Origin of the sequence: Gallintestinimicrobium sp. (assembly GCF_046968865.1) — a bacterium.
GTDB classification, from domain to species: Bacteria; Bacillota; Clostridia; order Lachnospirales; family Lachnospiraceae; genus Gallintestinimicrobium; species Gallintestinimicrobium propionicum.
Genome location: NZ_JBKVPW010000001.1, coordinates 218,903 through 244,536, shown reverse-complemented (window position 1 = coordinate 244,536; position 25,634 = coordinate 218,903). Strand labels below are relative to the sequence as shown.

General features: G+C 50.5%; 17 protein-coding genes. 15 read left to right on the top strand and 2 right to left on the bottom strand.

Annotated features, from left to right (window positions below):
• The first annotated feature begins 130 nt into the window (after positions 1-130).
• Complete coding sequence (locus ACLTOQ_RS00990; RefSeq protein ID WP_412318440.1) at positions 131-1,531, top strand: sodium-dependent transporter; 1,401 nt, start codon at positions 131-133, stop codon at positions 1,529-1,531.
• A gap of 265 nt (positions 1,532-1,796) precedes the next feature.
• On the opposite strand, the gene ACLTOQ_RS00985 is transcribed toward ACLTOQ_RS00990, so the two are convergent.
• Positions 1,797-2,534 (bottom strand): hypothetical protein, encoded by a 738-nt coding sequence (locus ACLTOQ_RS00985; protein ID WP_262585410.1) that lies wholly within the window; start codon positions 2,532-2,534, stop codon positions 1,797-1,799.
• 178 nt (positions 2,535-2,712) lie between these two features.
• On the opposite strand from ACLTOQ_RS00985, the gene ACLTOQ_RS00980 reads away from it, so the two are divergent.
• The 12 genes from ACLTOQ_RS00980 (at position 2,713) to prfA (ending at position 16,756) form a co-directional block, all read left to right on the top strand.
• The gene (locus ACLTOQ_RS00980; RefSeq protein WP_262585409.1) at positions 2,713-3,321 is read left to right on the top strand and encodes a TetR/AcrR family transcriptional regulator; all 609 of its coding nucleotides are present in this window, start codon (positions 2,713-2,715) and stop codon (positions 3,319-3,321) included.
• A gap of 33 nt (positions 3,322-3,354) precedes the next feature.
• The gene (locus ACLTOQ_RS00975) at positions 3,355-4,113 is read left to right on the top strand and encodes a DUF6062 family protein (RefSeq protein WP_262585408.1); all 759 of its coding nucleotides are present in this window, start codon (positions 3,355-3,357) and stop codon (positions 4,111-4,113) included.
• A 23-nt stretch (positions 4,114-4,136) separates the two neighbouring features.
• Positions 4,137-5,387 carry a cytosine permease gene (codB, locus tag ACLTOQ_RS00970; protein ID WP_262585407.1) on the top strand — a complete coding sequence of 417 codons (1,251 nt, stop codon included), beginning with the start codon at positions 4,137-4,139 and terminating at the stop codon, positions 5,385-5,387.
• A gap of 589 nt (positions 5,388-5,976) precedes the next feature.
• Positions 5,977-8,319 (top strand): ferrous iron transport protein B, encoded by a 2,343-nt coding sequence (feoB, locus tag ACLTOQ_RS00965; RefSeq protein WP_412318439.1) that lies wholly within the window; start codon positions 5,977-5,979, stop codon positions 8,317-8,319.
• Between the two features lie 132 nt (positions 8,320-8,451).
• Positions 8,452-9,729, top strand: a complete 1,278-nt coding sequence (locus tag ACLTOQ_RS00960) for a M18 family aminopeptidase (RefSeq protein ID WP_412318438.1) — start codon at positions 8,452-8,454, stop codon at positions 9,727-9,729.
• A 305-nt stretch (positions 9,730-10,034) separates the two neighbouring features.
• Positions 10,035-12,227, top strand: coding sequence for a hypothetical protein (locus ACLTOQ_RS00955; RefSeq protein ID WP_412318436.1), 2,193 nt, complete (start codon positions 10,035-10,037; stop codon positions 12,225-12,227).
• Between the two features lie 55 nt (positions 12,228-12,282).
• Positions 12,283-12,603 carry a helix-turn-helix transcriptional regulator gene (locus ACLTOQ_RS00950; RefSeq protein ID WP_337426425.1) on the top strand — a complete coding sequence of 107 codons (321 nt, stop codon included), beginning with the start codon at positions 12,283-12,285 and terminating at the stop codon, positions 12,601-12,603.
• Between the two features lies 1 nt (position 12,604).
• The gene (locus ACLTOQ_RS00945) at positions 12,605-13,021 is read left to right on the top strand and encodes a hypothetical protein (protein ID WP_412318434.1); all 417 of its coding nucleotides are present in this window, start codon (positions 12,605-12,607) and stop codon (positions 13,019-13,021) included.
• Between the two features lie 210 nt (positions 13,022-13,231).
• On the top strand, positions 13,232-13,438 hold the full coding sequence (gene rpmE, locus ACLTOQ_RS00940; RefSeq protein WP_021914324.1) for a 50S ribosomal protein L31: 207 nt from the start codon (positions 13,232-13,234) through the stop codon (positions 13,436-13,438).
• A gap of 127 nt (positions 13,439-13,565) precedes the next feature.
• Entirely contained in the window at positions 13,566-14,717 is a 1,152-nt protein-coding gene (locus ACLTOQ_RS00935; protein WP_412318433.1) for a DUF1385 domain-containing protein, read from the top strand.
• Complete coding sequence (gene prmC, locus ACLTOQ_RS00930; protein ID WP_412318432.1) at positions 14,717-15,550, top strand: peptide chain release factor N(5)-glutamine methyltransferase; 834 nt, start codon at positions 14,717-14,719, stop codon at positions 15,548-15,550. Before ACLTOQ_RS00935 ends, prmC begins: the two co-directional genes overlap by 1 nt.
• Before the next feature lie 123 nt (positions 15,551-15,673).
• Positions 15,674-16,756 (top strand): peptide chain release factor 1, encoded by a 1,083-nt coding sequence (gene prfA / locus ACLTOQ_RS00925; protein ID WP_021915875.1) that lies wholly within the window; start codon positions 15,674-15,676, stop codon positions 16,754-16,756.
• Positions 16,757-16,940: 184 nt separating this feature from the next.
• Here the strand turns inward: prfA and pseB are convergent, their stop codons facing one another.
• Positions 16,941-17,936 (bottom strand): UDP-N-acetylglucosamine 4,6-dehydratase (inverting), encoded by a 996-nt coding sequence (gene pseB / locus ACLTOQ_RS00920; RefSeq protein ID WP_021915876.1) that lies wholly within the window; start codon positions 17,934-17,936, stop codon positions 16,941-16,943.
• Between the two features lie 365 nt (positions 17,937-18,301).
• Here pseB and ACLTOQ_RS00915 point away from each other — a divergent pair, with 365 nt between their 5' ends.
• Positions 18,302-21,868 (top strand): PD-(D/E)XK nuclease family protein, encoded by a 3,567-nt coding sequence (locus tag ACLTOQ_RS00915; RefSeq protein ID WP_412318431.1) that lies wholly within the window; start codon positions 18,302-18,304, stop codon positions 21,866-21,868.
• Positions 21,828-25,634 (top strand): helicase-exonuclease AddAB subunit AddA, encoded by a 3,807-nt coding sequence (addA, locus tag ACLTOQ_RS00910; RefSeq protein WP_412318430.1) that lies wholly within the window; start codon positions 21,828-21,830, stop codon positions 25,632-25,634. The genes ACLTOQ_RS00915 and addA overlap by 41 nt, the downstream gene beginning before the upstream one ends.

The window sequence follows — 25,634 nt, the reverse complement described above, 5'->3', positions numbered from 1 at the left end:
CGAAAAAAGGTGTAGCTGCCCAAAATGCTGCAACATGCTGCAACGAGAGCGACAACCGCAGGGAAAACGGGGGATTCCTGCGGTTTTGAATGTCAAAGCGTTTTGGAAGAAATACGGAATGGAGGAGAGAATGAAAGAGAAAAAAGGGAGCTTCAGCGGCTCAATCGGATTTGTGCTCGCTGCGGCGGGGAGTGCGGTAGGCGTCGGAAATATTTGGCGTTTTCCTTATTTATGTGCAAAGGACGGCGGCGGACTGTTTCTGATTATTTATCTGGTGCTGGTGCTGACATTTGGTTTTGTTCTTTTGACAACGGATGTGGCGATCGGGAGGAAAACAAAGAAAAATGCACTGAATGCATTTGCTGCGATTTGTCCGAAGTGGAAATTTCTGGGATATCTGACGTTTCTGGTTCCGGTGCTGATTATGACTTATTATTCGGTCATCGGCGGCTGGATTACGAAATATTTTGTGGAATATCTGGCATCTGGGGACAACGTGCCTGCACAGGACGGATATTTCACTTCGTTTATCACGTCAAAGGCAGCCCCGATCGTGTTTATGCTTCTGTTTCTGGTGCTGACAGCAGCGGTCGTTTACGGCGGTGTGGAAAAGGGAATCGAAAAGGTTTCGAGCTTTATTATGCCTGTGCTGGTTGTTCTGATTGTGGCGATTGCGGTTTTTTCCCTGACGCTGTCGGCAGAAGGGGAGGATGGTGCGGTTCGGACGGGAATGCAGGGACTGGCGATTTATCTGCTGCCGGATTTTCATGGGCTGACGGTGAAACGGTTTCTGGAGATTTTGCTGGATGCGATGAGCCAGCTGTTTTTCTCCCTGAGTGTTTCGATGGGCATCATGGTGACTTATGGTTCCTATGTAAAAGATGACGTGGACTTAAATAAAACGACGAACCAGATCGAAATTTTTGATACAGGAGTTGCATTCCTCGCTGGAATGATGATTCTGCCTGCGGTTTATGTGTTCCTTGGAAAAGAGGGCATGGCGTCCGGTCCCAGCCTGATTTTCATTTCGCTGCCGAAGGTTTTTTCGGCGATGAGAGGCGCAGGAAGAATCGTGGCAATCGCCTTTTTCCTGATGATGGGCTTTGCGGCGCTGACATCGTGTGTATCCGTTATGGAAACGCTGGTTGCAAACTGTATGGAAGTATTTCATCGGACACGCAAAAAGATGTGTGGACTGATCGGTGTTTATTCGCTGGTAACGGCGGTGCTGATCTGCCTTGGCTACAACGTGCTTTACTTTGAACTGCCGCTGCCAAACGGTTCCACCGGACAGCTGCTCGATGTGATGGACTATATCAGCAACAGCTTTTTGATGCCGTTTATTTCATTGCTGACGAGCATTCTGATCGGCTGGGTGATTGGCCCGGACTGGATCGTTGGTGAGGTGGAGAAAAACGGTGAGCGCTTTACAAGGGCGAAGCTGTATCGTTTTATGATCAAATACGTCGTGCCGGTTGTGATGCTGATCCTGTTTTTGACCTCAACGGGACTGTTGAATAGGATTGCGTAAGAAGTTTGTGCTGTAATAGGGGTTCAGGGAGCGCTGCCACTGTTTGTTGGCTGCAGGCAAGCTGCTCGTAGGAAGAAAGGCACTTTTGGTCACAGGGGCAAGGCAGATAGGAAAGACATGGCTTATTAGAAATGAGAACGAGGCTATCCCATCAGTTTATGACTGCAGGATAGCCTCGTTTTTTAGTTGTCAGCCTCCGTTGTAACGAGAACTTCTTCAGCCGGAGGCGCGTTCGTTTCAAATCCCAGTATTCGTTTACAGCTGTTTATTCTGCCGCCGGAGCATCGGATTCGGAAGCGGTTTCCTCAGTCTTTACATCGCCGGAGGTTTCCTCAGCTTTTGGAGCATCGGTCGCCGGAGCAGCGGAAGCTTCCTTTGCAGCCTCTTCCTCTGCAATTGCCTCTGCAGCCTCCTTTGCTTCTGCAGCAGCTTCGGCTACAGTGGTGTGAACCTTGTCTGCTACGTAGCGGGCAGCGTCTTTGGCCAGATCAGCGGCAGCACTTCCGGCCTGCTTTGCAGCGCCGGCAGCAGTGTGAGCGGCTTCCTCGACAGCCTGTACATCTTCGTTGCTGCGAACCTTGTCGACCGTTTCGTTGATCTTGCCGGTTACGGTTTCGTATTCGCTGCTGTTTTTGATTCTGGAAACGGTGTCGCCGACTTTATTGAAAACAGTGTCGCGCAGCTGGACAGCCTTATCCTGAGCAGCCTTTAAGTCCAGGGTCACATAGGTATGCCCGTCCTCTTTCGTTTCGGAAGAAAAGACGGGAGTGTCTTCTTTTGCTTCTTCTTTGGCTTCCTCCGGATGCTCGCTTTCATCGACGAAATCATCGTCCGTGAAATCGGTGTCGTCAAAGTCATCCTCTGGATCTTTTTCGAAATCATCCTCTTCTTCCGGAGCTTCCTGCACTGCGGCTTTTTTATTCTGGAGATAATAATAAGCAGCGGCAGCAGCGGTGCCGGCGGTAACTGCGAGAGTGAAAAGTTTTCCTAATTTTTTAGCCATAATAATGCCCTCCATACATATACCAGAATATGGTTACTTATTTCTCTCATTTTAATACTATTTTATGAAAATGAAAAGGTCAGTATGTATGAAAAATCTATAAACTTAACATTGAAGTGACCCTGCAGGTATGATAGAATGAAACGACTCAGAAAGTCAATGACGCGGGGACAGACACATGAATGATAAATTTTTTGATTTGAAACAGGAAAAGCAGGACCGGATGATCAACGCATCTCTGAAGATTTTTTCCAGGGGCGGCTATCGACACGCCAGCACGGATGAGATCGTAAAGGAGGCGGGGATCAGTAAGGGACTGCTTTTTCATTATTTTGGAAGTAAACTGGGGCTGTACGGATTTCTGTTTGACTACAGCGCGCGCTTTATGTTGTTGGAGCTTTCCAGAGAGGTAAAACGTTCCGAAACGGATTATTTTGCCCTGACAAAGCAGATGGAACAGGCGCGGATGCAGGTGATGAAGCTTTATCCGTATATGCAGCGGTTTCTGGATGTTGCGGTAAAAGAAGAGAATACGGAAGCGGTGGAGCGGATCGCGGAAAAGAAGCTGGATTACGAGGATCGGCTGCGGGCATACAGCATGCAGGCAGATTACAGCATTTTTGCACCATACGGGGATTCTGTGCGTGTGACAAAAATGGTGCGCTATACGATCGACGGGCTGACCGATGAGATGTCGGAGCGCTACGATTTTTCCCCGGAGAAGCTTTTTGCAGAGATCTGCGCTTATCTGGACACGCTGCGGCGGATGACCATAAAAGAGACTTAAAGGCGCAAGTAACTGCGGAAGGGAGGAAGAAGAGTGAAAGAAAAGCTTTATACGATACCGCTGAATGATGCGGTAAATGCGGGCGATGAGTGCCCTTTTTGTTATATCGAGCGGAATGTAGAGCAGGATCTGATGGATTTTGTGCTTGGCTCCTGCGCTTCGTACATGGAGAGCGATGTCCGTGAGGATACAGACCGGGAAGGATTTTGCCGCACGCACATGAAAAAAATGTTCGATTACGGCAACACCCTTGGCAATGGCTGGATTTTAAAAACCTACTATAAAAAACTGCTGTCCGAAATGGATGGCGAATTCAGGCATTTCAGGCCGCAGAAGCAGTCGATGGGGGACAAGCTGCGCAAAATTGCGCCGAAAAACTCCGTGGCAGACTGGGTGCAGAAAAAGGAAAGCACCTGTTATATCTGCGACCGTTTCCAAAAAGAATACGAGCGCTATCTGGACACTTTTTTCTATTTATATGAAAAAGACCCGGATTTCAAAGCACGGATTGCGAAGAGCAAGGGCTTTTGTCTGCATCATTTTGGGGAGCTTTGCAGCAGCGCGGATACCAGACTGTCGGAAAAGGAAAAAGAGACCTTTTTCCCGGAAATTTTCGAGATCATGCAGAAAAATATGGAGCGTATGAGCGCAGATGTGGACTGGCTGATTGAAAAATTCGATTACCAGAACAAGGACGCGGACTGGAAAAATTCCAAAGATGCCATACAGCGCGGAATGCAGAATATCCGGGGCGGTTACCCGGCCGATCCGGTTTATAAAATGAATAAATAGACAGGAGAAATGAGAAAAAAGACATGAGTAATGCAAAAGAAACCAAAGTAGAAGACCACGATTATTCCCTGCAGCCGGTGCCTCAGTTTGCACGGCGCAGGCTGCTGACAATGTTTATGATCATGCTTGGCTTTACGTTTTTTTCAGCCAGCATGTGGACGGGACAGACGCTGGGTGACAGCCTTGATCTGTCCGGCTTTATCGGTTCCCTGATCCTGGGAGGTATCATTCTTGCAATTTATACCGGCTCTCTGGCTTATGTCGGTGCCAAAACCGGACTTTCCCTGGATCTGCTGGCACAGCATTCCTTCGGTGCAAAGGGCTCCTATTTGCCGTCTGTGCTGACCAGCTTTACCCAGATCGGATGGTTTGGCGTAGGCGTTGCGATGTTTGCAATTCCGGTTGCAAAACTGATCGCTCCGGAAAATCCGTGGCTGCCTTATTTGCTCGTTGCGATTGCCGGCATTTGCATGACCGGTTCCGCATTTTTCGGAATTAAGGCGATGACCATCGTCAGCTATATTTCCGTTCCGCTGATCGCAATTCTTGGCATTACGGCGATGGTAATGGCGGTCAAAACCGGTGACGTTCCGCTGGCTGAAAAATTTGCAGAAAGCCAGGGTATGAGCGTCATTGCAGGCGCCGGACTGGTCATCGGTTCGTTTGTCAGCGGCGGTACGGCAACTCCGAACTTTGCAAGATTTTCCAAAACGGCACTGCAGTCCGTTATCGTCACAGTAGTCGCATTCTTTATCGGCAACAGTCTGATGTTCTGCTTCGGCGCGTTCAGCGGCGTTTATGTAGGCGGAAACGATATTTTTGAAGTTATGGTTGCGCTGAACCTGACGGTATTTGCGATTATCGTCCTGGGCTTAAATATCTGGACAACCAATGATAACGCGCTTTATACCGCAGGTCTTGGACTGTCTAATATCACAAAAGTGCGTAAACGTCCGATGGTTGTAATTTCCGGTATTCTGGGAACCGTAACCGCGGTATGGCTGTACAACAATTTTGTCGGCTGGCTGAATATCTTAAACTGCACACTGCCTCCGGTTGGCATGATTGTTGTACTCGGCTATTTCTGCCATAAAGAAGAATACGAAAAATGGGATGTGATTCCCAGACAGGTCAACTGGTTCGCAATCGCAGGCGTCCTCATCGGTGCGGCTGTTGCAAATCTGGTTCCGTGGGGCATCGCTTCTGTCAACGGTATGGTTATTGCAGCGGTATGCTACCTCGTTGGCGAACTGGTAGAACGGAAAAAGAAATAAATTCGAAGAAAATCGAAAAAGAGAAGCGTCAAATTCTGCAAAACAGAGTGGAATTTGGCGCTTATTAACTTTGCTGACTTCTGCAAGCTCCTGATGGAAGGCGGAATCCTTCCGAGAGTATATAAAAGAACAGTTTATTTGTAGAATCAGTGAATGGAAGTATGATATAATGAGCGCAAGTGAGCGGGAACAGGCGAAGCCTGCTCATCGCGAACGGCGAAATTATTGAGTGAGCTATGCTCACGATATAATGAGCACGAAAGAAAAACAAGCGACGCCGAAGGCGGCATTTGTTTTTCTCGTGCCATTAGCGAACGAGCAGCCTGCGTAGCAGGCGGTAAAGCGCGTCAGCGCGGGCTCGTGAGCGAGCGAGAGCACGAAAGAAAAACAAGCGACGCCGAAGGCGGCATTTGTTTTTCTCGTGCCATTAGCGAACGAGCAGCCTGCGCAGCAGGCGGTAAAGCGCGTTAGCGCGGGCTCGTGAGCGAGCGAGAGCGCAAGTGAGTCAGCGTTCTTGCATGACTGACAGTTGAAAGTAAGGCACACGGGAGAAAGATTGTAAAAAGCGTGCGCGGAAATGAGAGAAAACATGACATTACGAGAATTACCAATTGGAAAAACAGCTACAATTAAATCGGTCGGAGGAGAGGGGGCGCTTCGGCATCACTTTCTGGATATGGGACTGATTCCGCAGGGCGACGTGACGATGGTGAAATATGCGCCCATGGGCGATCCGATGGAGCTGCGGATTCACAGCTATGAACTGACGCTGCGTCTGGCAGATGCGGAGAAAATTGAAATAGAGAATGTGCGGGACGTCTGTCCTGAGACTTCCCGGCAGATGGGGAAGCCGATTCCGCATCCGGGTCTGGGAGAAGAGGGAAAATATCACGATAAGGAAAAGGAAGATCCGCTGCCGGATCAGGAGGTACTGACGTTTGCCCTTGCCGGCAACCAGAACTGCGGAAAAACGACACTTTTTAATCAGCTGACCGGCTCAAATCAGCATGTCGGAAACTTTCCGGGTGTTACGGTAGACCGAAAGGACGGTCAGATCCGTGGACAGGAAAATACGCTGGTAACGGATCTGCCGGGTATTTATTCGATGTCCCCCTATTCCAGCGAAGAGGTTGTGACGAGAAACTTTCTGCTGGAGGAGCACCCAAAAGGAATTATCAATATCGTGGATGCGACAAATATCGAACGGAACCTTTATTTGACGATGCAGCTGATGGAGCTGGATATCCCGATGGTGCTGGCGCTTAATATGATGGATGAGGTGCGGGAAAACGGCGGTTCCATTCTGGTTAATCAGATGGAGGCGCTTCTGGGCATTCCGGTTGTTCCGATTTCCGCAGCCAAAAACGAAGGCATTGAAGAACTGATTTCCCATGCGGTTCATGTGGCAAAGTATCAGGAGCGCCCCGGACGGGTGGATTTCTGCGACAGCGAGGAAGATGGCGGTGCCGTGCATCGGTGTCTGCATGCGATCATGCATTTTATTGAAGATCATGCAAAAGAAGCGGAGATTCCGGTGCGGTTTGCAGCTTCCAAGCTTGCAGAGGGAGATGTCCTGATCCGGGACAGCCTGAAGCTGGATGAAAATGAAAAGGAAACCCTGGAACATATCATCTGCCAGATGGAAGCAGAGCGGGGGCTGGACCGTGCCGCTGCGATTGCGCACATGCGGTTTGATTTTATCGAAAAGGTGTGCGACGAAACGGTGATTCGTCCCAAAGAGAGTAAAGAACATATCCGCAGTCAGAAAATCGACCGGATTTTAACGGGAAAATATACGGCGCTTCCGTGCTTTGCAGGCATTATGGCACTGGTGTTTTTCCTGACTTTCAGCGTAATAGGATCAGGCCTGTCAGATCTGCTCGATGCAGGGATTACGGCGCTTGGAAGCTGGGTGGATGCGCACATGACAGCGTGGAACGTAAACGATGTGATTCATTCCCTTGTGATGGACGGTATTTTTAACGGTGTTGGAAGCGTTTTGAGCTTTCTGCCGATCATTGTGACGCTGTTTTTCTTTTTATCGCTGTTGGAGGACAGCGGATATATGGCGCGGGTTGCGTTTGTGATGGACAAGCTGCTGCGCAAAATCGGTCTTTCCGGCAGAAGCATTGTGCCGATGCTGGTTGGGTTCGGATGTACCGTGCCGGGTGTTATGGCGAGTCGGACACTGCCCTCTGCCCGGGACCGGAAAATGACGATTTTGCTGACGCCTTTTATGAGCTGTTCTGCAAAGCTGCCGATTTATGCGTTTTTCACAGCGGCGTTTTTCCCGAAACATGGGGCACTTGTGATGATTGCGCTGTATTTTGGCGGAATTTTGATCGGGATTTTGATGGCACTTTTCATGCGCGGTACGCTGTTTCAGGGAGAAGCGGTTCCTTTTGTCATGGAGTTGCCAAACTATCGGATGCCGGGAGCCAAAAATGTTGGACATCTGCTCTGGGACAAGGCAAAGGATTTTCTGCAGCGGGCCTTTACCGTTATTTTCATGGCAACGCTGGTGATCTGGTTTTTGCAGACCTTTGATCTGCATCTGAACATTGCAGCGGATTCGAAAGACAGCATACTTGCGCTGGCTGCCGGAAGCCTTGCATTTTTGTTTGCACCCATGGGCTTTGGAGACTGGCGGATCTCCACGGCGCTGATCACCGGATTTATGGCAAAGGAAAGTGTGGTTTCGACGCTTTCCGTGCTGTTTGGATCTACAGAAGCGCTGCAGACGGTTCTGACGCCGCTTTCTGCTGCCAGCCTTCTGGTGTTCTGCCTGTTGTATACGCCCTGTGTGGCGGCGATCGCTTCGATTCGTCGGGAGCTTGGCGGAAAATGGGCGGTATTTGTCGTGGTCGGACAGTGCGTGATCGCCTGGATAGCGGCATTTGTGGTCTATCAGGTTGGCCATTTGTTTATTTGATAACATAACGCCGGGGCTGCGGCAACCAAAATAAGACCGGGGTTGCGGCAACTAACATAACTCTGAGTTTACGACAACTAACATAACGCCGGGGCTGCGGCGACTAAAATAGGAAATCAGGAGAGGTACATTATGAAAAACCAAAGCATAACCGAAGCGATGCTTCAATTTATCGAGGAGAGCCCGACGGCATTCCATGCGGCGGCAAACGTAGAAGCGCTGCTTTTGGAAAACGGCTTTGAAAAGCTGGAAAATCTGGCGGAGGGAGCTCTCGTGCCGGGCGGAAGCTATTATACGATGCAGAACGGTTCTGCGGTGCTGGCGGTGAAAATCCCCGAAAATCCTGCCAAGGGTTTCCGGATTGCAGCAAGCCACAGCGATTCTCCGTGCTTTAAAATCAAGGAAGTGCCGGAGATGAAGGTGGAAAACACCTATGTGAAGCTGAATGTGGAAAAATACGGCGGCATGATTTTAAGCCCGTGGCTGGATCGCCCGCTTTCCGTTGCCGGTCGTGTGTTTGTGGCCGGAAAAGATGGAAAGCCGGAAGCAAAGCTCGTCAATCTGAAAAAAGACCTGTTGATAATTCCCAATGTAGCGATTCATTTTAACCGGGAAATCAACAATGGCTTTGCATACAATCCGCAGACAGACATGGCACCACTGATGGGGCTGGATCAGGAGCTTTCGATCAAAAGGCTGTGCGCAGAAGCGGCAGACGTGGCGGAAGAGGAGATTCTTGGCAGCGATCTGTATGTGTATAACCGGGATAAAGGGCGCATCATGGGAGCGGACGATTCCCTGATCGGCTCTCCGCGTCTGGACGATCTGCAATGTGCTTATGCGACGCTGCGCGGATTTCTGGCATCGAAGCCGGAAGAATCTATCAGTGTGTATGCGCTGTTTGACAATGAAGAAGTTGGAAGCGGAACGAAGCAGGGCGCAGATTCCACGTTTTTGGAGGAGTTTCTGGAAATTGTTCTGGAAAATGTCTATCCGGATAAAAACAGGCTCTGGAAGCGCAGCTTTTATCAGAACAGCTTTCTTTTGTCCGCGGACAACGGACATGCGGTGCATCCGAACCATCCGGAGAAGACCGATCCGACCAACCGTCCGTACTTAAACGGTGGTGTTGTGCTCAAATATAACGGCAGTCAGAAATATACGACAGACGGTTATTCTGCAGCAATTGTCCGCCAGATCTGCAATACCTGGGAGATCCCGCTGCAGACCTTTGCAAACCGTTCGGATATCGCAGGCGGCTCCACGCTTGGAAACATTTCTACTGCCCATGTCTCCATTCCCTCTGCGGATGTAGGACTGGCACAGTTGGCCATGCATTCTGCATTCGAGACAGCGGGGGTGAAGGATACCGAAGCACTGGCACAGCTGGCAGAGCATTTGTTTGCGTGAGTTTCCTTTGACACGAGAGGACGAAATCGGAGTGTTGGTACCTGACCCCAGGAAAAATTCGCTTCAAACGAAATTAAGACGAAAAATGTTGGATTTATTTCGCTATATAGGATGTAATTGCGTTAGATCATCGTTTGGAGGTGCGTTATGGACTATTTGTCTTGTGCGGATGTTGTTTCTGACGAGTCAAATGTGAAAAGAATGATTAATTAACAATCGTTTGCCGTGATGCCCATTATATTGACGAATAAACTGGGAAAATATATACTTTATTTAATGAAAAATTTACCAAACCGGAGGGCGTCATGGGAATATTGGTTTCATTTTTAAGAGGAATTGTATCGCTGGTGCTGTTTGCGGCAGCGGTCACTACAGTTGTGATCGATATGGAATTTATCGGGGAAAAACTGGGAAAATATAAACTCCTTCGATACGGACTGATCGCAGGAGTTGTTTTGCTGTTGTTTCTCATAGGATTTAATTCTACCTGTAATGTAGTGATAATTGCTATCGATATATATGGAGTCTGGGCTTTTTTCAGAAGAAAAAAAGAAGACGATCTGGCATGGGAAGAGCGCCAGGCAAACGAAGAAAAAGAGCGAAGAGCCACAGAGTGCTATCAGAAAGCAGAGGATATCAAAAAGACAGATCTGGTGCAGGCGCGCGAGCTTTACCGCGAGGCAGCAGAGCTGGGGCACCGGAAGGCGCAGTACCAATATGGCTGGTATTGCCTGAGAGGCATCGGTGGTGAAAAAGATCCGCAGCAGGCATTTGAGAACCTGACGAAAGCGGATGAGATGCGGAGAAACGAAAAATATGACCTGGAGCTGGAAAGAGACGTCCATTATGCATTGGGCTTGTGTTACAGCCAGGGCGCAGGTACCGAACGGAATGATTCCGAGGCGGTAACCAGGCTGGAATGGGCGGCAGAACATGGCAGCAGTGGGGCAACTGTCGTCGCAGGAAATGTGTATAAACGGAATGGACAGAAATCGGATGCGGAAAGAATGTACAGAACTGCAGCCGGGCAGGGCAGCGTTATGTCCATCTATGAAGTGGCGCAGATTTGTATGGGAAAAGAAGGAAATCTGGATGCGTATCGGGAGGCTCTGGAGCTGTTTGAAGCAGTGAAGCTGGCGGATGCAAGACGGGAAGAAGCGTGTGAAGAAGCGATTCAGACTTTGAAGGGTTATATCGCTGAGGAGCAGCAGAAAGAGGCAAAGGCATATTTTGAAAATGGCGGCAAGGATGCAATTTCTCTGGAAGAGGCAAAGAAGTTATATCAGGATGCCATAGATGAGATGAAACAGACGTTGGAGTATAAAACAGTGACGGACAAGCTGGAAAAGGCAGCGTTTGGAAGCTATGCACCTGCAGAATTTTTGTGTGGGTATTTCTGGATAAAGGGTATGACAAAGACACAAAATCCATTCATTGCAGCGGAATGGATCCGGCGTGCAGTCAATCAGGATTATATCGAAGACAATCTGTTGGAGTACGACTGGATCCTGGCACAGGATGAGGCGCTGGCAGCCCGCATTTTAGAACTGGGCAAGCTGCGTGGCAGTGCATTTGCATTGTATCGTCAGGGAGCGGACGCCATGCAGAAAGGAAATATAGAAGAAGCGATTGCTGCATATCAAAAAGCAGCGGATGTAGGAAATGCGGAAGCCTGCTATCGGCTTGCAATATGGACAGCGCAGCAGGCAAACGGGAACCTGTCCGAGGAAGAATTCAAACAGGTATTGAGCTGGCTGAAACAGGCAGCTCAGCAGGAGCATCCGGAAGCCTGCTATTGTATGGGAGCGCTGATGGAAAAGAACCATCCGGAGGTTGCCTGCAAATATTATGAAATTGCGGCAAATCGGCAATATATTCCTGCAATGCTAAAACTGGCATTATTGTATGATAAAGAGGATACGCTGTTTGAGCAGCTGTTCTGGATGGATCGGCTGGTATGGAATGGAGAACACAGTCCGCTGAAGGATTTGCCTCGGATCCATATGCTGTATGCAGAAAAGCTGAAAAAAGAAGCGATCAGTGATCTTCAATCAGAACAGCAGCCGGAAACGTATAAATCCCGCATCGAGGCATGCAGAGAGGCTATTTTGGAAACAGGAAAGGCAATTTTCTGGCAAAAATGTATTTCCAGACAGCCGGAGAAAAATGATAAAGAAGTAAATCAGATGTATGAAGTGCAGAAGAAGCTTTATGTATATCTGGATTCCCTGGAGGATCTGAAACATTACGCGGAAAAGAAAAAGCGGATCGATGCGGAAATAGAAAAGGCAGAAGAAGAGCACGCAAGGGAAGCTGCTTTGTACGTGCAGCAAAAGAAGGAAGACGCTCTGCGGAATGCAGAGATGATGGGAGTCATTTTTGGAGCAGAGATGGAGGCATATTTGCTGGCAAGAGACTTTGCAGAAGAAATCAAAGAGGATCCCTGGCTGTATTGTGCCCTTACAGATGTCGATCCGTGGCTTGTGAATATACTGTAGGACTGCAAATCTGCGCCAGGCTGCACCGGACTTTACAGGAGAAGGAGGAATGTCAATGCCCTACGATTTTCGGGATAATCGAACGAATTACGAAAAAGAAAAAGAAGTGCGGGAAAAGCGTCTGTCCGCTTATTCGGAAGACATTCAGAAAAGGACGTTGGAGCAGTCCTGTGAGCTGATCCGGCATCTGGTGGAAGAGAGACGGCAGCAGGGGATGACCCAGCAGGATGTGGCGGACATCACAGGAATTTTGCCTTCGAATCTGGCGCGTCTGGAGAGTGGAAAAAGAGTTCCGACACTGGTTGTTTTGCAGAAATATGCCTCCGCATTGGGAAAACATATCGAGTTAAAGCTTTGCGACGGGGCGGAGGAATAAAATGGGGGAAGAGACTCAACCAATCACCGGTCTGCATAGGGATATTGAGGAACTTCCGCACGCGGAGCTATTGACTGTCCTCCACGAAAACCACGACGAGCAGCATCTCTGGGACTGCATTGTTGCATTTGAGGGATATCCGTTTCAGACGATTTCCGGACTGCCGTTTTCCTATCAACTGAAAACCGGACGAAACGGCGAGCTGACAAAGGAGCTCTGGATTGACCGGCGGGAAAAGAGCAAGAGCCTGGCGTGGAGCTCAGTGAGGATGGCATTTGAAAAGACGGAAGGAAAGCCGATTGTGACACGGCCGAAAGCACTGGGAGATATCCGCGGCATATCTTATATTTACGGGATTTTTCTGAAATTTGGGCTGATCGAGGCAGCACAGAAAGATACGAAAAAAGAAGAGACCTGAAAGTCGATTACTGTTCACTCGCGCCATTCGCAAACGGTACGAGTGAACTGCAATGGAAATTTTTTAAAATCCGCAAAAAGTCTTGCATTGCGCACACTCCTATGGTATTATGAATAAGCTGTCCGTAGAATATTACAGGCAGTGGCCGAAAGGCCTCGCGGATGAGAACAAGTACAGATAACCAATCAATATAAGACGAGGTGAAAGGAAATGAAAGCAGGAATCCATCCTAACTACTACCAGGCAACTGTAACCTGTAACTGTGGCAACACATTCGTAACCGGCTCTACCAAGCCCGAACTTCACGTTGAAGTTTGCTCTAAGTGCCATTCTTTCTACACTGGCCAGCAGAAGGCAGCACAGGCTCGCGGACGTATCGATAAGTTCAACCGCAAGTATGGTGTGGCAAGCAAATAAGAAATTGGGTAAGGTTGAGGTTTTTATAAATCTCAACCTTAATTTAATTGTGACAATAGAATGCGCGCTTTGCGAGCATTCTATTCCTTTTTAACGTGCAGAATTCTTTTTAATAAGGACTACAATTATGGGAAAAAAGAGAAAAAAAAGATGCTATTGCGGAATCGGCGGACAGGCGGTTCTGGAAGGTGTCATGATGAAAAATAAGGACAGCTATGCGGTTGCAGTGCGCAGACCGGATGGCGAAATTGAGCTGAAAAAAGAAGATTATAAAGGAATCTGGGGCGATAAGAAGATCACGAAGATTCCTTTTTTACGCGGTGTATTTAATTTTATAGACTCGCTGGTGCTTGGCATGAGCACACTGACCTGGTCGGCGCAGTTTTTTGAAGAAGACGAGCCGGAGAAGAATATAGCCGACCAGAAGAAAAAGGCCAAAAAGCCGGAGCAGAAGGAAATGGTTTCGGATGCAGTCACAGAAAACGTGGATGAGAAAGCGGATGCGACGGATACGAAAGAGAAAAAATCCGGCGCGGCAGAAAGTATTGCAGTCGGCGGAACGGTTGCGCTGTCGATTCTGATGGCAGTTGCAATTTTTATCGTGCTACCGTATTTTCTGAGCATGCTGTTTTCCCACTATGTGCTGAATGAGTCGCTGCTGGCGATTGTGGAAGGCGTGCTGCGTATCGTGATTTTCGTTGCATATGTAGCAGGAATTTCTGCGATGAAGGATATCCGGCGCGTATATATGTATCACGGCGCGGAGCATAAATGTATCAACTGCATCGAGCGCGGCAGAGAGCTGACGGTGAAAAATGTCCGCAAAAGCTCCAGACTGCACAAGCGCTGCGGAACGAGCTTTTTGTTGTTTGTCATGCTGGTGAGCATCGTGCTGTTTTTGTTTATCCGGGTACAGAACCCGCTGTTGAGACTTGGATTGCGGATTCTTTTGATTCCTGTGATCGCCGGAATTTCCTATGAGCTGATTCGTCTGGCTGGACGCAGCGACAATTTCCTCGTTCGGATCATTTCTGCGCCTGGCATGTGGCTGCAGAGGCTGACAACCAAGGAGCCGGACGATTCGATGATCGAGGTTGCGATCGCCTCTGTGGAAGCGGTATTTGACTGGAAGGCGTATCTGAAAGAGACGTTCGGATACGACGTGGAGGACTGGGAAAAGCAGGATGCGGCGGCAAAAGCGCAGGAAACAGAGGACGCAGAAGCGGCTGACGGTATGGAGGCAGGTAAAGCAGCTGCGGAAGAAAGTAGGGAGCAGTGATGGAGTACCGTAGCCTTTATGCTCTTGGAAAAGAAAAGCTGGCGGCAGCAGGCATCCCGGAAGCCGATCTCGATGCGCGGCTGTTGCTGGAATATGTCTGCCATACGAGCCGTAACGATCTGCTGGTGCACGGCGACCGCGAGGTTGCAGAGACAGAGCAGCAGGCGTATGAGCAGTTGCTTGCAAAACGCGCAGAGCATATCCCGCTGCAGCAGCTGACTGGAGAGCAGGAGTTTATGGGACTGACTTTTTCAGTCAATGAACATGTATTGATTCCTCGTCAGGATACGGAAGTTCTGGTGGAAGAAGTGATGAAAAACCTTCATGACGGATTTCGGATTCTGGATCTTTGTACGGGTTCCGGCTGTATTTTACTGAGCCTTTTACACTATTCCAACGATTGCAGCGGCGTCGGCGCCGACCTGTCGGAGGAAGCGTTGGAAGTGGCGCGAAAAAATGCAGAGCAGCTGGGGGAAAGCGGTGCGTTGTTTGTGCAGGGCGATCTGTTTGCGCCGGTCGAGGGAAAGTTTGAGATTATTGTATCCAATCCGCCTTATATCTGCTCCGATGTGATTCCGACGCTGATGGAAGAGGTGCGGGAGCATGAGCCGATGCAGGCGCTGGATGGCGGTGCAGACGGACTGGATTTTTACCGGAAAATCATACAGGGCGCAAAGGAGCATCTCTGCGGCGGCGGGCAGTTGTTTTTCGAGATCGGTTACGATCAGGGAGAAGCTGTGCAGCGGCTGATGGAGCAGGCAGGCTACCGGGAAGTGGAGTGCGTGCAGGATTTTGCCGGACTGGACAGAGTCGTATTTGGAACGTTGTGGTAAGTTACAGTTCACTCGTGGCTTCGCGTTCACAGCTTCCATGCTTGCATGAGAATCTGTGAACACGAAGCTATGAATGACACGGGGAACTGTAACCGTTTTGACAGATAGAATGGAGAAAATCAGATGTTTGATAAACTGGAGGATTTGCTGATTCGGTTTGAAGAGATTATGGGCGAATTAAATGAGCCTGATGTCACAGCCAATCAGGAACGCTTCCGTGCCCTGATGAAGGAGCAGAGTGATCTGACTCCGATCGTCGAGGCGTATCGGGAATATAAGAAGTGCAATCAGGATATCGAAGACAGCCTGATGATGCTGGACGAGGAAAATGATCCGGATATGCGCGAAATGTTAAAAGAGGAGTTAAACAGCGCAAAGACCCGCGTTTCGGAGCTGGAGGAGGAGCTGAAAATCCTGCTGCTTCCCAAGGACCCCAACGATGAGAAAAACGTTATCGTGGAAATCCGTGCGGGTGCGGGCGGCGACGAGGCGGCGCTGTTTGCAGCGGAAATTTATCGGATGTATGTACGCTATGCAGAGCGTCAGCGTTGGCGGGTGGAGACGATGGACGTGGAAGAAATCGGCATCGGCGGCATGAAATATGTCAGCTTCATGATTTCCGGTCAGGGTGCGTATTCGAGGCTCAAATACGAGAGCGGTGTGCATCGCGTGCAGCGTGTTCCGGAGACGGAGAGCGGCGGCAGAATCCACACCTCGACGATCACGGTTGCGATTATGCCGGAGGTAGAGGATTTCGACGTGCAGATCGATATGAACGACTGTAAATTTGATGTATTCCGTGCATCCGGAAACGGCGGTCAGTGCGTCAACACGACGGACTCTGCGGTACGTCTGACCCACATTCCGACCGGAATCGTGATTTCCTGCCAGGATGAAAAGAGCCAGCTGAAAAATAAAGACAAGGCGTTGAAGGTGCTGCGTGCAAAGCTGTATGATTTGGAACAGCAGAAGCGCCACGACGAGGAAGCTGAGCTGCGCCGCAGTCAGGTAGGAACCGGCGACCGTTCTGAGAAAATCCGTACCTACAACTTCCCTCAGGGACGTGTGACGGATCACAGAATCAAGCTGACACTGTACAAAATTGATGCGATCATGGACGGCGACATCCAGGAGCTGATCGATAACCTGACTGCAGCTGATCAGGCAGCAAAACTTGCAAAGATGAATCAGAACGTGATTGCCTGATCAGCATGCGATCCAGGCAGCAAAACTTGCAAAGATGAATCAAAATGCGATTGCCTGATCGGCAGGGTATTTAAATAGAGAATAAAAAAATCGCTCCTGCACCTCCGGACGATAAATTCCGGGTGCGGGAGCGGTTTTTTTATTCATGACAATAGAATGCTCGCAGAGCGTGCATTCTATTGTTTTATACAGTCTTAACAGTCTTTAACAGCTCGCGGATCTGTTCTACGGACAGCCATTCCGTATTATTGTCGGAGCTGTAGGAGAAGCCTTCGGCTACCTTGTGACCGCTCATGTCAGGCTGCTGCTTGTTGTTCCAAGTCATCTGGGGATATACGATGAAGTGCTTTTCGTATTCGTAGGTCGTAAAAGAATCCTCAGTTGTTACCATGATTTCATGCAGCTTTTCGCCGGGGCGGATACCGATTTCCTTGATTCCGCAGCCGGGAAGCATCGCTTCTGCGAGGTCGGTAATTTTAAAGGAAGGGATTTTGCTGATAAAGGTTTCGCCGCCTTTTGCTTCTTCGAGGGCTTTGATCACCAGTTGCACACCCTGCTCCAGGCTGATCCAGAAACGGGTCATGCGCAGGTCGGTGATCGGAAGCTCTGTCTGCCCGTCTGCGATGAGCTTGCGGAAAAACGGGATAATCGAACCGCGGCTTCCTGCAACGTTGCCGTAGCGAACGATCGAGAAGTTGATGTCCTTATTGCCGACATAGGCGTTTGCTGCGATAAACAGCTTGTCGCTGACGAGCTTTGTGCCGCCGTAAAGGTTGACCGGGTTTACCGCTTTGTCGGTGGAAAGCGCAACGACCTTTTTTACATTGGTGTCCAGGGCTGCCTCGATGATGTTCATCGCGCCGTGAATGTTGGTCTTGATCGCTTCGTTCGGGTTATATTCACAGGCGGGAACCTGCTTTAAGGCTGCTGCATGGATGACATAATCAACACCTTCAAATGCGCGGCGCAGACGCTCCTGATCTCTGACGTCGCCGATGAAGAAGCGAAGCTTGTCTGCATATTCCTTGAATTCATTTTCCATCATCCACTGTTTAAATTCGTCTCTGGAATAAATGATCACCTTTTTGGGGTTGGAGTGCTCCATGACATAACGGGTAAAGCATTTGCCGAAAGAGCCGGTACCACCTGTGATCAGAATTGTTTTACCATCTAATAACATATATACATTCCTCCGCTGAATTGGCAGGATAAGCCAATCATTCAATCCTTATTATCATAACATAAAGTGAGCGCAATTGCATCATCTTTTTTATTACAGCGTCTGCAAAAATCCCATGAATCGCGTCCTCGACGCTCTCCGCTGCTTCGCAGCTCATTGTTGCTCATAAAGTGAACCGTAACGTTATCATAGCCTTTTTAGAAAAGATATGCAACGCCAATTTCCAAACCGCCGGAAAGTATGGTATACTTGGTTGTAGTTCACTCGTGCTTTTCCAGGGGCAGATTTTGTGAATGACGCGTGTGAACCGTAACTATTTGAGAGCGAAGCCAACAATCCCAGTCTAACGATGAGAGGAAAAAACGATGTCTCTGCAGTTTATCACCGGTGCGTCCGGCTCCGGAAAAAGTACCTATATCGATCAGCAGATTATCGCCCGTTCCGAAAGAGAACCGGAGGGGCGTTTTTTTATCCTTGTGCCCGACCAGTTTACGATGCAGACACAGAAGGATCTGGTCAGTCTGCATGACCGGAAAGGGATTATGAATATCGACGTCCTGAGCTTCGGACGTCTGACGCACCGCATTTTTGAGGAAATGGGCGCAAATCGGCTTCCGATGCTGGACGATACGGGAAAAAGCCTGATTATCCGGCGTGTGGCGGCGGGACAGAGGATGGAGCTTCCGGTGTTGGGCGGCAGGCTTGGACAGACGGGATATATCCATGAGGTGAAGTCTGCGATTTCGGAGTTTATGCAGTACGGAATCGGTCTGCAGGAGCTGGATCAGCTGACAGAATTTTCAAAAAAACGAGGACAATTATACTATAAATTAAAAGATCTGCGGACAATTTACGAGGGCTTTCAGCAGTTCATCCGGGAAAAATATCTGACGACGGAGGAATCGCTGGAGGTGCTGGCGTCGTATGTGCCGCAGTCGAAGCTGTTGAAGGACAGCGTGATTGTATTCGACGGGTTTACGGGCTTTACGCCGGTACAGAACCGGGTCATCGCAGAGCTGATGAAGCAGGCAAAAGAAGTGATCGTCACAGTTACCCTCGGAAGTGGGGAAAATCCATGGGAGGAAATCCGGGAGCAGGAGCTTTTTTCCATGAGCAAAAAGACGATACAGACGCTTGCAAAGCTTGCACGGGATGTAGAAATTCCCATCGCGGACGTCGTTGAAATTGCACCGAAATGTTCGCCGCGATTTTCGGAAAAAGGAATGCTGCAGCATCTGGAAAAATACCTGTTCCGCTATCCGGTGTGCGTGTGGAAGCCTGCGCCTGCAGAAGTGAGCACGCAAAGCGCTTCGGCTGGAATGGCGGCGCAGGAATGTGCAGAGACTGGCGGGCAGGAACGGTCCGCGGCGCAGAGCGCTGCGATTGGCCTGCCGCGCGTGCAGCTTCGTCTTCTGGAAGCCTCCACACTGCGGGAGGAGGTGCGTCAGATCTGTATCGCAATCCGGCGGCTCGTGACGCAGCAGAATTACTGTTATCGGGATATCGCGGTCATCTGCGGGGATTACACCTCATATGCAAGCTGCATCGAGCAGGAGTTTGCGGCATTCGGCATTCCGGTCTATCTGGATCAGACACGGGGCGTCACCCTGAATCCGTTTATTGAGTATATAAAAAGCGCACTGCAGGTACGGGTAAAGAACTATAGCTATGAATCTGTTTTCCACTATCTGCGCAGTGGTCTGGCGGATTTCGCGCCGGAGGAAACGGATCGGCTGGAGGTTTATGTACGGGCGTTGGGTATCCGTGGACGGAAAAAATGGGAGACGCTGTTTGTGTATCCGACGGAAAATATGCTGGACGCAAAGGCTGAGCTGGCGCAGCTGAATGCGCTGCGGGAGCGGCTGGTTTTGGGGCTTGCGCCGTTGTATGGAAAATACAAAACGACGAAGGAGTACGCACAGGGGTTGTATGAGTTTATCGCGCAGAGTAAAATCCAGCAGAAGCTAAAAAGCTTCGAGCAGCGCTTTGCAGAGGCGGGCGATCCGGTGCGGGAGCGGGAGTATGCGCAGATTTACCGGCTGGTGATGGATTTGCTCGATCAGATCGTGAGTCTGGTCGGGGAAGAGGAGACGACGGCAGAGGAATTTGCAAAGCTTCTGGAAGCCGGATTTGAAGAGCTGCAGGTTGGCACGATTCCCCAGAATGTGGACCGCGTGGTGGCGGGGGATATGGAGCGGACGCGTTTAAAACAGGTGAAGGCGCTTTTTTTTGCAGGCGTAAATGACGGCAATATTCCGGGCAACGCGGGAAACGGAGGGATTATTTCCGACCTCGACCGGGAATTTTTAACCGGCTCCGGGCAGGAGCTTGCGCCGTCGCCGCGGCAGCAGATGTACATTCAGCGGTTTTATTTGTATTTGAATATGACAAAGCCATCCGAGCTTTTGGTGCTTTCCTGGGCGCGGATGAATCTGGAAGGAAGGGCGCTGCGAAAGAGCTTTCTGGTGGGGCAGGTGCAGCGGCTGTTTCCGACGATTCCGACAGAAAAGCCGGAGCTGGAGCCCATGCTTTTACAGGTGCAGTCTTTTTCGGATGGACGGGAATATCTTGCGAATGGACTTAGAAGCTATGCGGATGGGCTGTTGGATGAGGCAGCGGAGCGTGAGTTTCTGACGCTGTACCGGGTTTACCAGCGGCAGGATGTGTACCGGCTGTGGAGCGGACAGCTGACGGATACGGCATTTTTTTCCTATCAGGAGCCGTCCCTTGGAAAAGCGGTGGCAGCAGCGCTTTACGGGCAGACGATTTCCGGAAGTGTCAGCCGTCTGGAGCAGTTTGCAGCGTGCGCTTATGCCCATTTTCTGCGCTATGGCATGAAGTTAAAGGAGCAGGAAGAGTTCGCGTTTGAAGCGGTGGACATGGGAAATCTCTACCACGGCGTGCTGGAAATTTTTGCGGAAAAACTAAAGGAGATCGGCAAAAACTGGTTTGATTTTACTGAGGAAGAGGGCGAGCGGCTGGTGGACGAGGCGGTGGATGCGTATGCTGTGACGTATCATCACACGGTGCTGTTTGACAGCGCGAGAAACGCCTATATCGTGCAGCGGATCAAGCGGATTTTAAAACGGACGGTAAGCGCCATGCAGTATCAGCTCAAAAAAGGCAGCTTTGTGCCGGAGAAGTTCGAGGTTTCGTTTTCGGTGCTGGAGGAGTTGGATGCGGTCAATATCGCGCTTTCTGAGCAGGAAAAAATGCGGCTGCGCGGCAGGATCGACCGTGTGGATATGAAAGAAGACCGGGAGCATGTTTATGTCAAGGTCGTGGATTATAAGTCCGGCAGCAGGGAGTTTTCGCTGGCAGCGCTGTATTACGGGCTGCAGCTGCAGCTTGTTGTATACATGAATGCTGCGATGGAAATTGCCGGAAAAAAGCATCCGGAGAAGAAAATAGTCCCGGCGGCGATGCTGTATTACCGGGTGCAGGATCCGATGATTGAGATGCCGGAGGGCGAGCCTTCGGCGGAGGAGGTCAATGCGCAGGTGCTGCGCGCCCTGCGGACAACCGGCATTGTGAATGCCAGGGAGGACGTTGTCGAGGGGCTGGATCAGGGCTTTTTAGGGCGTTCGGATGTGGTGCCGCTGGAACGGAAAAAGGACGGCAGCTTTTCGGCGCGTTCGAGTGTTTTGGAAGAGACGGATTTTCAGGCGGTATCGGCATTTGTGGAGCAGAAAATCCGGCAGGCGGGACGACAGATTTTGGATGGAAAAATCGCATTGGACCCGTATGAGCAGGGCAACAGAAACGCCTGCGAATACTGCGCGTACCAGAAAGTGTGCGGATTTGACAAAAAGATCGACGGGTTTGTAATGCGCGAGCTGGAAAACCTGAAAGAAGACGAAGCGATGGAGCTTATCAGAAAGGAGGTCGCCGATGGGAATGAAGTTCACGGAGGATCAGCAGCGGGTCATTGATCTGAGAAACTGTAATATTTTGGTGTCGGCGGCGGCAGGCTCCGGCAAAACGGCGGTGCTGGTCGAGCGGATTGTAGAGCTGGTCTCCGGTTCAGGATGCGATTCGGCGCGGGCAGTGGATATTGACCGGTTACTGATCGTAACGTTTACGAATGCGGCGGCAGCACAGATGCGGGAGCGAATTACGAAGGCATTGTCCGACCGCGTAGAGGCAGAGCCGGACAACGAGCATATAAAAAAGCAGCTGATGCTGATCCACAATGCGAAGATCATGACCATCCACAGCTTTTGTTTATATCTGATCAAAAATCATTTCAACGATATCGGTCTCGACCCGGATTTTCGGACGGCGGACGAGGGCGAAATACGCCTGTTGAAGCAGGAGGTTTTGTCAGAGCTCCTGGAAGAGCAGTTTGCGCTGGGACGCCAGGAATTTACCGACTGCGTGGAATATTTTGCCTACGATGGTCGGGAAAAACGGCTGGAAGAGCTGATCGAACGGTTATATACCTTTTCAGGAAGCTATCCTTTTCCGGAGAAATGGCTGCGGCAGCACCGCATGGATTATCATATGGAGACGTTTGAGGAGCTTGTAAAAACAGAGTGGTTTGCAGGCATGATGCAGGAAATTTCAGCCCTGCTGCAGGAATGCAAAGAGCAGGAAAAAGCTGCGCTGAAGGTGTGCGAGGAGCCGGATGGGCCGTATTTTTACGCTGTAGCGCTGGAACAGGATCAGGAGCTGATCGCAGGGCTGGAACAGGAGCTGGCGAGCGTGGTGCAGACAGCATCAGAACCAGAGCAGTCTGTGGCATCTGCAGAAATGGACTCGTCCGTTGCGAAAGATGTTTTCGAAGCCCTTGCAGCGCGGGTGCAGGGCATTTCCTACGCCCGCATGGCAGCAAAAAAGGATGACAGCGTGTCGGCAGAAAAGCGGGAGCTGGTCAAGGCGATGCGGGAGCGTGTGAAAAGCCTTTTGGGGACGCTTTCCGAAAAATATTTCGCATCCGGTCCGAAGCAGTGGCTTGCAGAATGCAGACAGGCGGACGCAGCGCTGTGCGAGCTGGTGGATCTGGCGCTTTTGTTCGGAGAAAGACTGACGGAAAAAAAGCGGGAAAAGAACCTGCTGGACTTTGAGGACATGGAGCATCTGGCACTGCAGATTCTGTTAAAGGAAGAGGAAAACGGACAGATGGTGCCGTCGGATACGGCGCTGGAATACCGGGAACAGTTCGTAGAGATTCTGATCGACGAGTATCAGGACAGCAACCTCGTTCAGGAATTTCTCTTACAGAGCATTTCCGGCGAGGACGACGGGCGATTTAACCGGTTTATGGTAGGTGACGTCAAGCAGAGCATTTACAAATTCCGTCTTGCACGGCCGGAGTTGTTTTTAGAAAAATTTGCGACCTATCAAAAAGAAGACGGAAGCTGCGTCCGTGTGGACTTAAAGCAGAACTTTCGAAGCCGCCATGAGGTGACGGACTGCGTCAACGACCTGTTTTTACAGCTGATGCACCGAGAGCTTGGCGGAGTGGAATACGACGCGGATGCGGCGCTGTACCCGGCGGCGCAGTTCCCGGAGGCAGATGGCGAAGCAGCGGACGCGCGGGAGAAGGGCGCAGCGCTTAGCGGCGAAGAAAAGCAGGGCAGTGATGCACCGGAGGGGGCAGATTGCGAAGCCTCGACCGCCCGCTCCCCTTACGAGCCGGAGCTTTGCATTGCTGCAATATCCGGCGAAAAGGGCGAAGACCCGAAGGAGCTGGAAGCGAAAATGATCGCCGGAAAAATCCGCGAAATCGTTGGAAAGCTCCCGGTGCGGGACAGCGAAAGCGGACAGCTGCGCCCGGCGCGGTATCAGGATATCGTGATTTTACTGCGGACGACATCCGGCTGGGACGAGACGTTTAAAAAGATACTGGAAGAAAACGCCATTCCGGTCTTTGTGACGTCCAAGACGGGGTATTTTGCGGCAACGGAGGTGCAGACGGTTTTGAATTTCCTGCGTGTGCTGAACAATCCGCTGCAGGAAATCCCACTGTTCGGCGTACTCAAATCGGTGCTGTTTGGATTTGGCGATGCGCAGCTGGCAACGCTGCGCGCACTGGATGAGACGGGAAAACGCTGCCTATACGATTGCGTGAAGCTGGCGGCAGGAGAAGGAGAAAGTGTTGAAGGCAGCGTAGGATATGGCAGCGGAAGCAATGGTGCTGATGCCTCCCTTCGCGAAAAATGCTGCAGCTTTCTTTCCTTTTTAAACCGCTACCGCGAGTACGCGGTCTATCTGCCGATTCACAAGCTGATGGAGCAGTTTTTGGAGGAAACGGGCTATCTGTATACGGTCAGCGCGCTGCCGGGAGGTGTGCAGCGCAGAATCAACGTGGAAATGCTGCTGACGCGGGCAGAAAGCTTTGAAAAGACGAGTTATTCCGGTTTGTTTCATTTTATCCGGTACATGGAACAGCTGGAAAAATATGACATTGATTACGGCGAAACGGGCGCGTCGGACGAAAACGCGGATGTCGTGCGGATCATGAGCATTCACAAGAGCAAGGGGTTGGAATTTCCGGTATGCTTTGTGTCGGGGCTGTCGAAACGCTTTAACCGGCAGGACAGCGCGGCTCCGGTGCTGATGGATATGGATTTGGGACTGGCGATCGACTGGGTGGATCCGACAGCACGGATCCGACATACGACGCTGAAAAAAAATGTGCTGGCGCGCAAATTAAATGCCGACAGCATGGGAGAAGAACTGAGAGTTCTATATGTTGCGCTGACGCGTGCGGAGGAAAAGCTGATTCTGACCGGAACCTGTAAAGAAGACAAGCTGCCCCGGGAGGATGCTGCACAGGGTGCGTATGGCTATTCGGCGCTACGGCTGCAGGAAGCGTCTTCCTATTATGATCTGGTGCTTCCGGCATGGCAGTCCGTCGGACGTCGGCTTCAGATCTGTACGCAGGAAGAACTGCTGCAGGCAGAGCTTGTGCGTGCGTCCTTGGGATACAACAGCAGGCAGAAGCTTTTTGAGGAAGCCGGAAAAGAGCCGGAGGCGGCAGAGCTTGCGCTGTGCGAGCGCCTGCAGAAGCCCTATGCACATGAAAACCTGGCGGGACTTTTTGTCAAAACAACCGTTTCCGAACTGAAAAAAGAAGGCATGCAGGAGGAAGCTGCGGAAGGGCTTACGCTGTTCCCGGAGGAAGAGGTCGTGCCGTATCTGCCGCAGTTTGTCAGGGAACAGGAAGAAACCGTGAGCGGGACGACACGGGGAAGTGCGTACCACAGACTGCTGGAGATTTTCCCCTTTGAACGGCAGGAAACCTGGACGGCGGCGAAAATCCGTACGGTCATCGAAGAATGCAAAGCAGACCGAAGGCTGTCGGAGGAATATGCTGCTGCGATCAATGTATACAAGATCCGGGCATTTTTACAGACGCCTCTTGCAGCGCGCATGGCAAAGGCTGCCCGAAGCAACAGACTGCACCGGGAGCAGCCCTTTGTGCTGGGGCTTTCGGCAAACCGTTTAAATACAGACTTTCCGGAGGATGAAACCGTGCTGATCCAGGGAATTATCGATGTTTATCTGGAGGAAGAGGACGGCATCGTGCTGGCAGATTATAAGACCGATCTGGTAAAAGACCCGAAGGAGCTGATTTTGCGCTACCGGGTTCAGCTGGACTATTATGAGGAAGCACTTGTGCGGCTGACCGGAAAATGCGTGAAGGAAAAGCTGATCTATTCGTTCGGGCTGGAACAGGAGATTACACTGTAA

Coding starts and splice junctions, on each gene's coding strand:
- ACLTOQ_RS00990 (WP_412318440.1), top strand. CDS start 131: ATGAAAGAGAAAAAAGGGAGCTTCAGCGGCTCAATCGGATTTGTGCTC.
- ACLTOQ_RS00985 (WP_262585410.1), bottom strand. CDS start 2,534: ATGGCTAAAAAATTAGGAAAACTTTTCACTCTCGCAGTTACCGCCGGC.
- ACLTOQ_RS00980 (WP_262585409.1), top strand. CDS start 2,713: ATGAATGATAAATTTTTTGATTTGAAACAGGAAAAGCAGGACCGGATG.
- codB (WP_262585407.1), top strand. CDS start 4,137: ATGAGTAATGCAAAAGAAACCAAAGTAGAAGACCACGATTATTCCCTG.
- feoB (WP_412318439.1), top strand. CDS start 5,977: ATGACATTACGAGAATTACCAATTGGAAAAACAGCTACAATTAAATCG.
- ACLTOQ_RS00960 (WP_412318438.1), top strand. CDS start 8,452: ATGAAAAACCAAAGCATAACCGAAGCGATGCTTCAATTTATCGAGGAG.
- ACLTOQ_RS00955 (WP_412318436.1), top strand. CDS start 10,035: ATGGGAATATTGGTTTCATTTTTAAGAGGAATTGTATCGCTGGTGCTG.
- ACLTOQ_RS00950 (WP_337426425.1), top strand. CDS start 12,283: ATGCCCTACGATTTTCGGGATAATCGAACGAATTACGAAAAAGAAAAA.
- ACLTOQ_RS00945 (WP_412318434.1), top strand. CDS start 12,605: ATGGGGGAAGAGACTCAACCAATCACCGGTCTGCATAGGGATATTGAG.
- rpmE (WP_021914324.1), top strand. CDS start 13,232: ATGAAAGCAGGAATCCATCCTAACTACTACCAGGCAACTGTAACCTGT.
- ACLTOQ_RS00935 (WP_412318433.1), top strand. CDS start 13,566: ATGGGAAAAAAGAGAAAAAAAAGATGCTATTGCGGAATCGGCGGACAG.
- prmC (WP_412318432.1), top strand. CDS start 14,717: ATGGAGTACCGTAGCCTTTATGCTCTTGGAAAAGAAAAGCTGGCGGCA.
- prfA (WP_021915875.1), top strand. CDS start 15,674: ATGTTTGATAAACTGGAGGATTTGCTGATTCGGTTTGAAGAGATTATG.
- pseB (WP_021915876.1), bottom strand. CDS start 17,936: ATGTTATTAGATGGTAAAACAATTCTGATCACAGGTGGTACCGGCTCT.
- ACLTOQ_RS00915 (WP_412318431.1), top strand. CDS start 18,302: ATGTCTCTGCAGTTTATCACCGGTGCGTCCGGCTCCGGAAAAAGTACC.
- addA (WP_412318430.1), top strand. CDS start 21,828: ATGGGAATGAAGTTCACGGAGGATCAGCAGCGGGTCATTGATCTGAGA.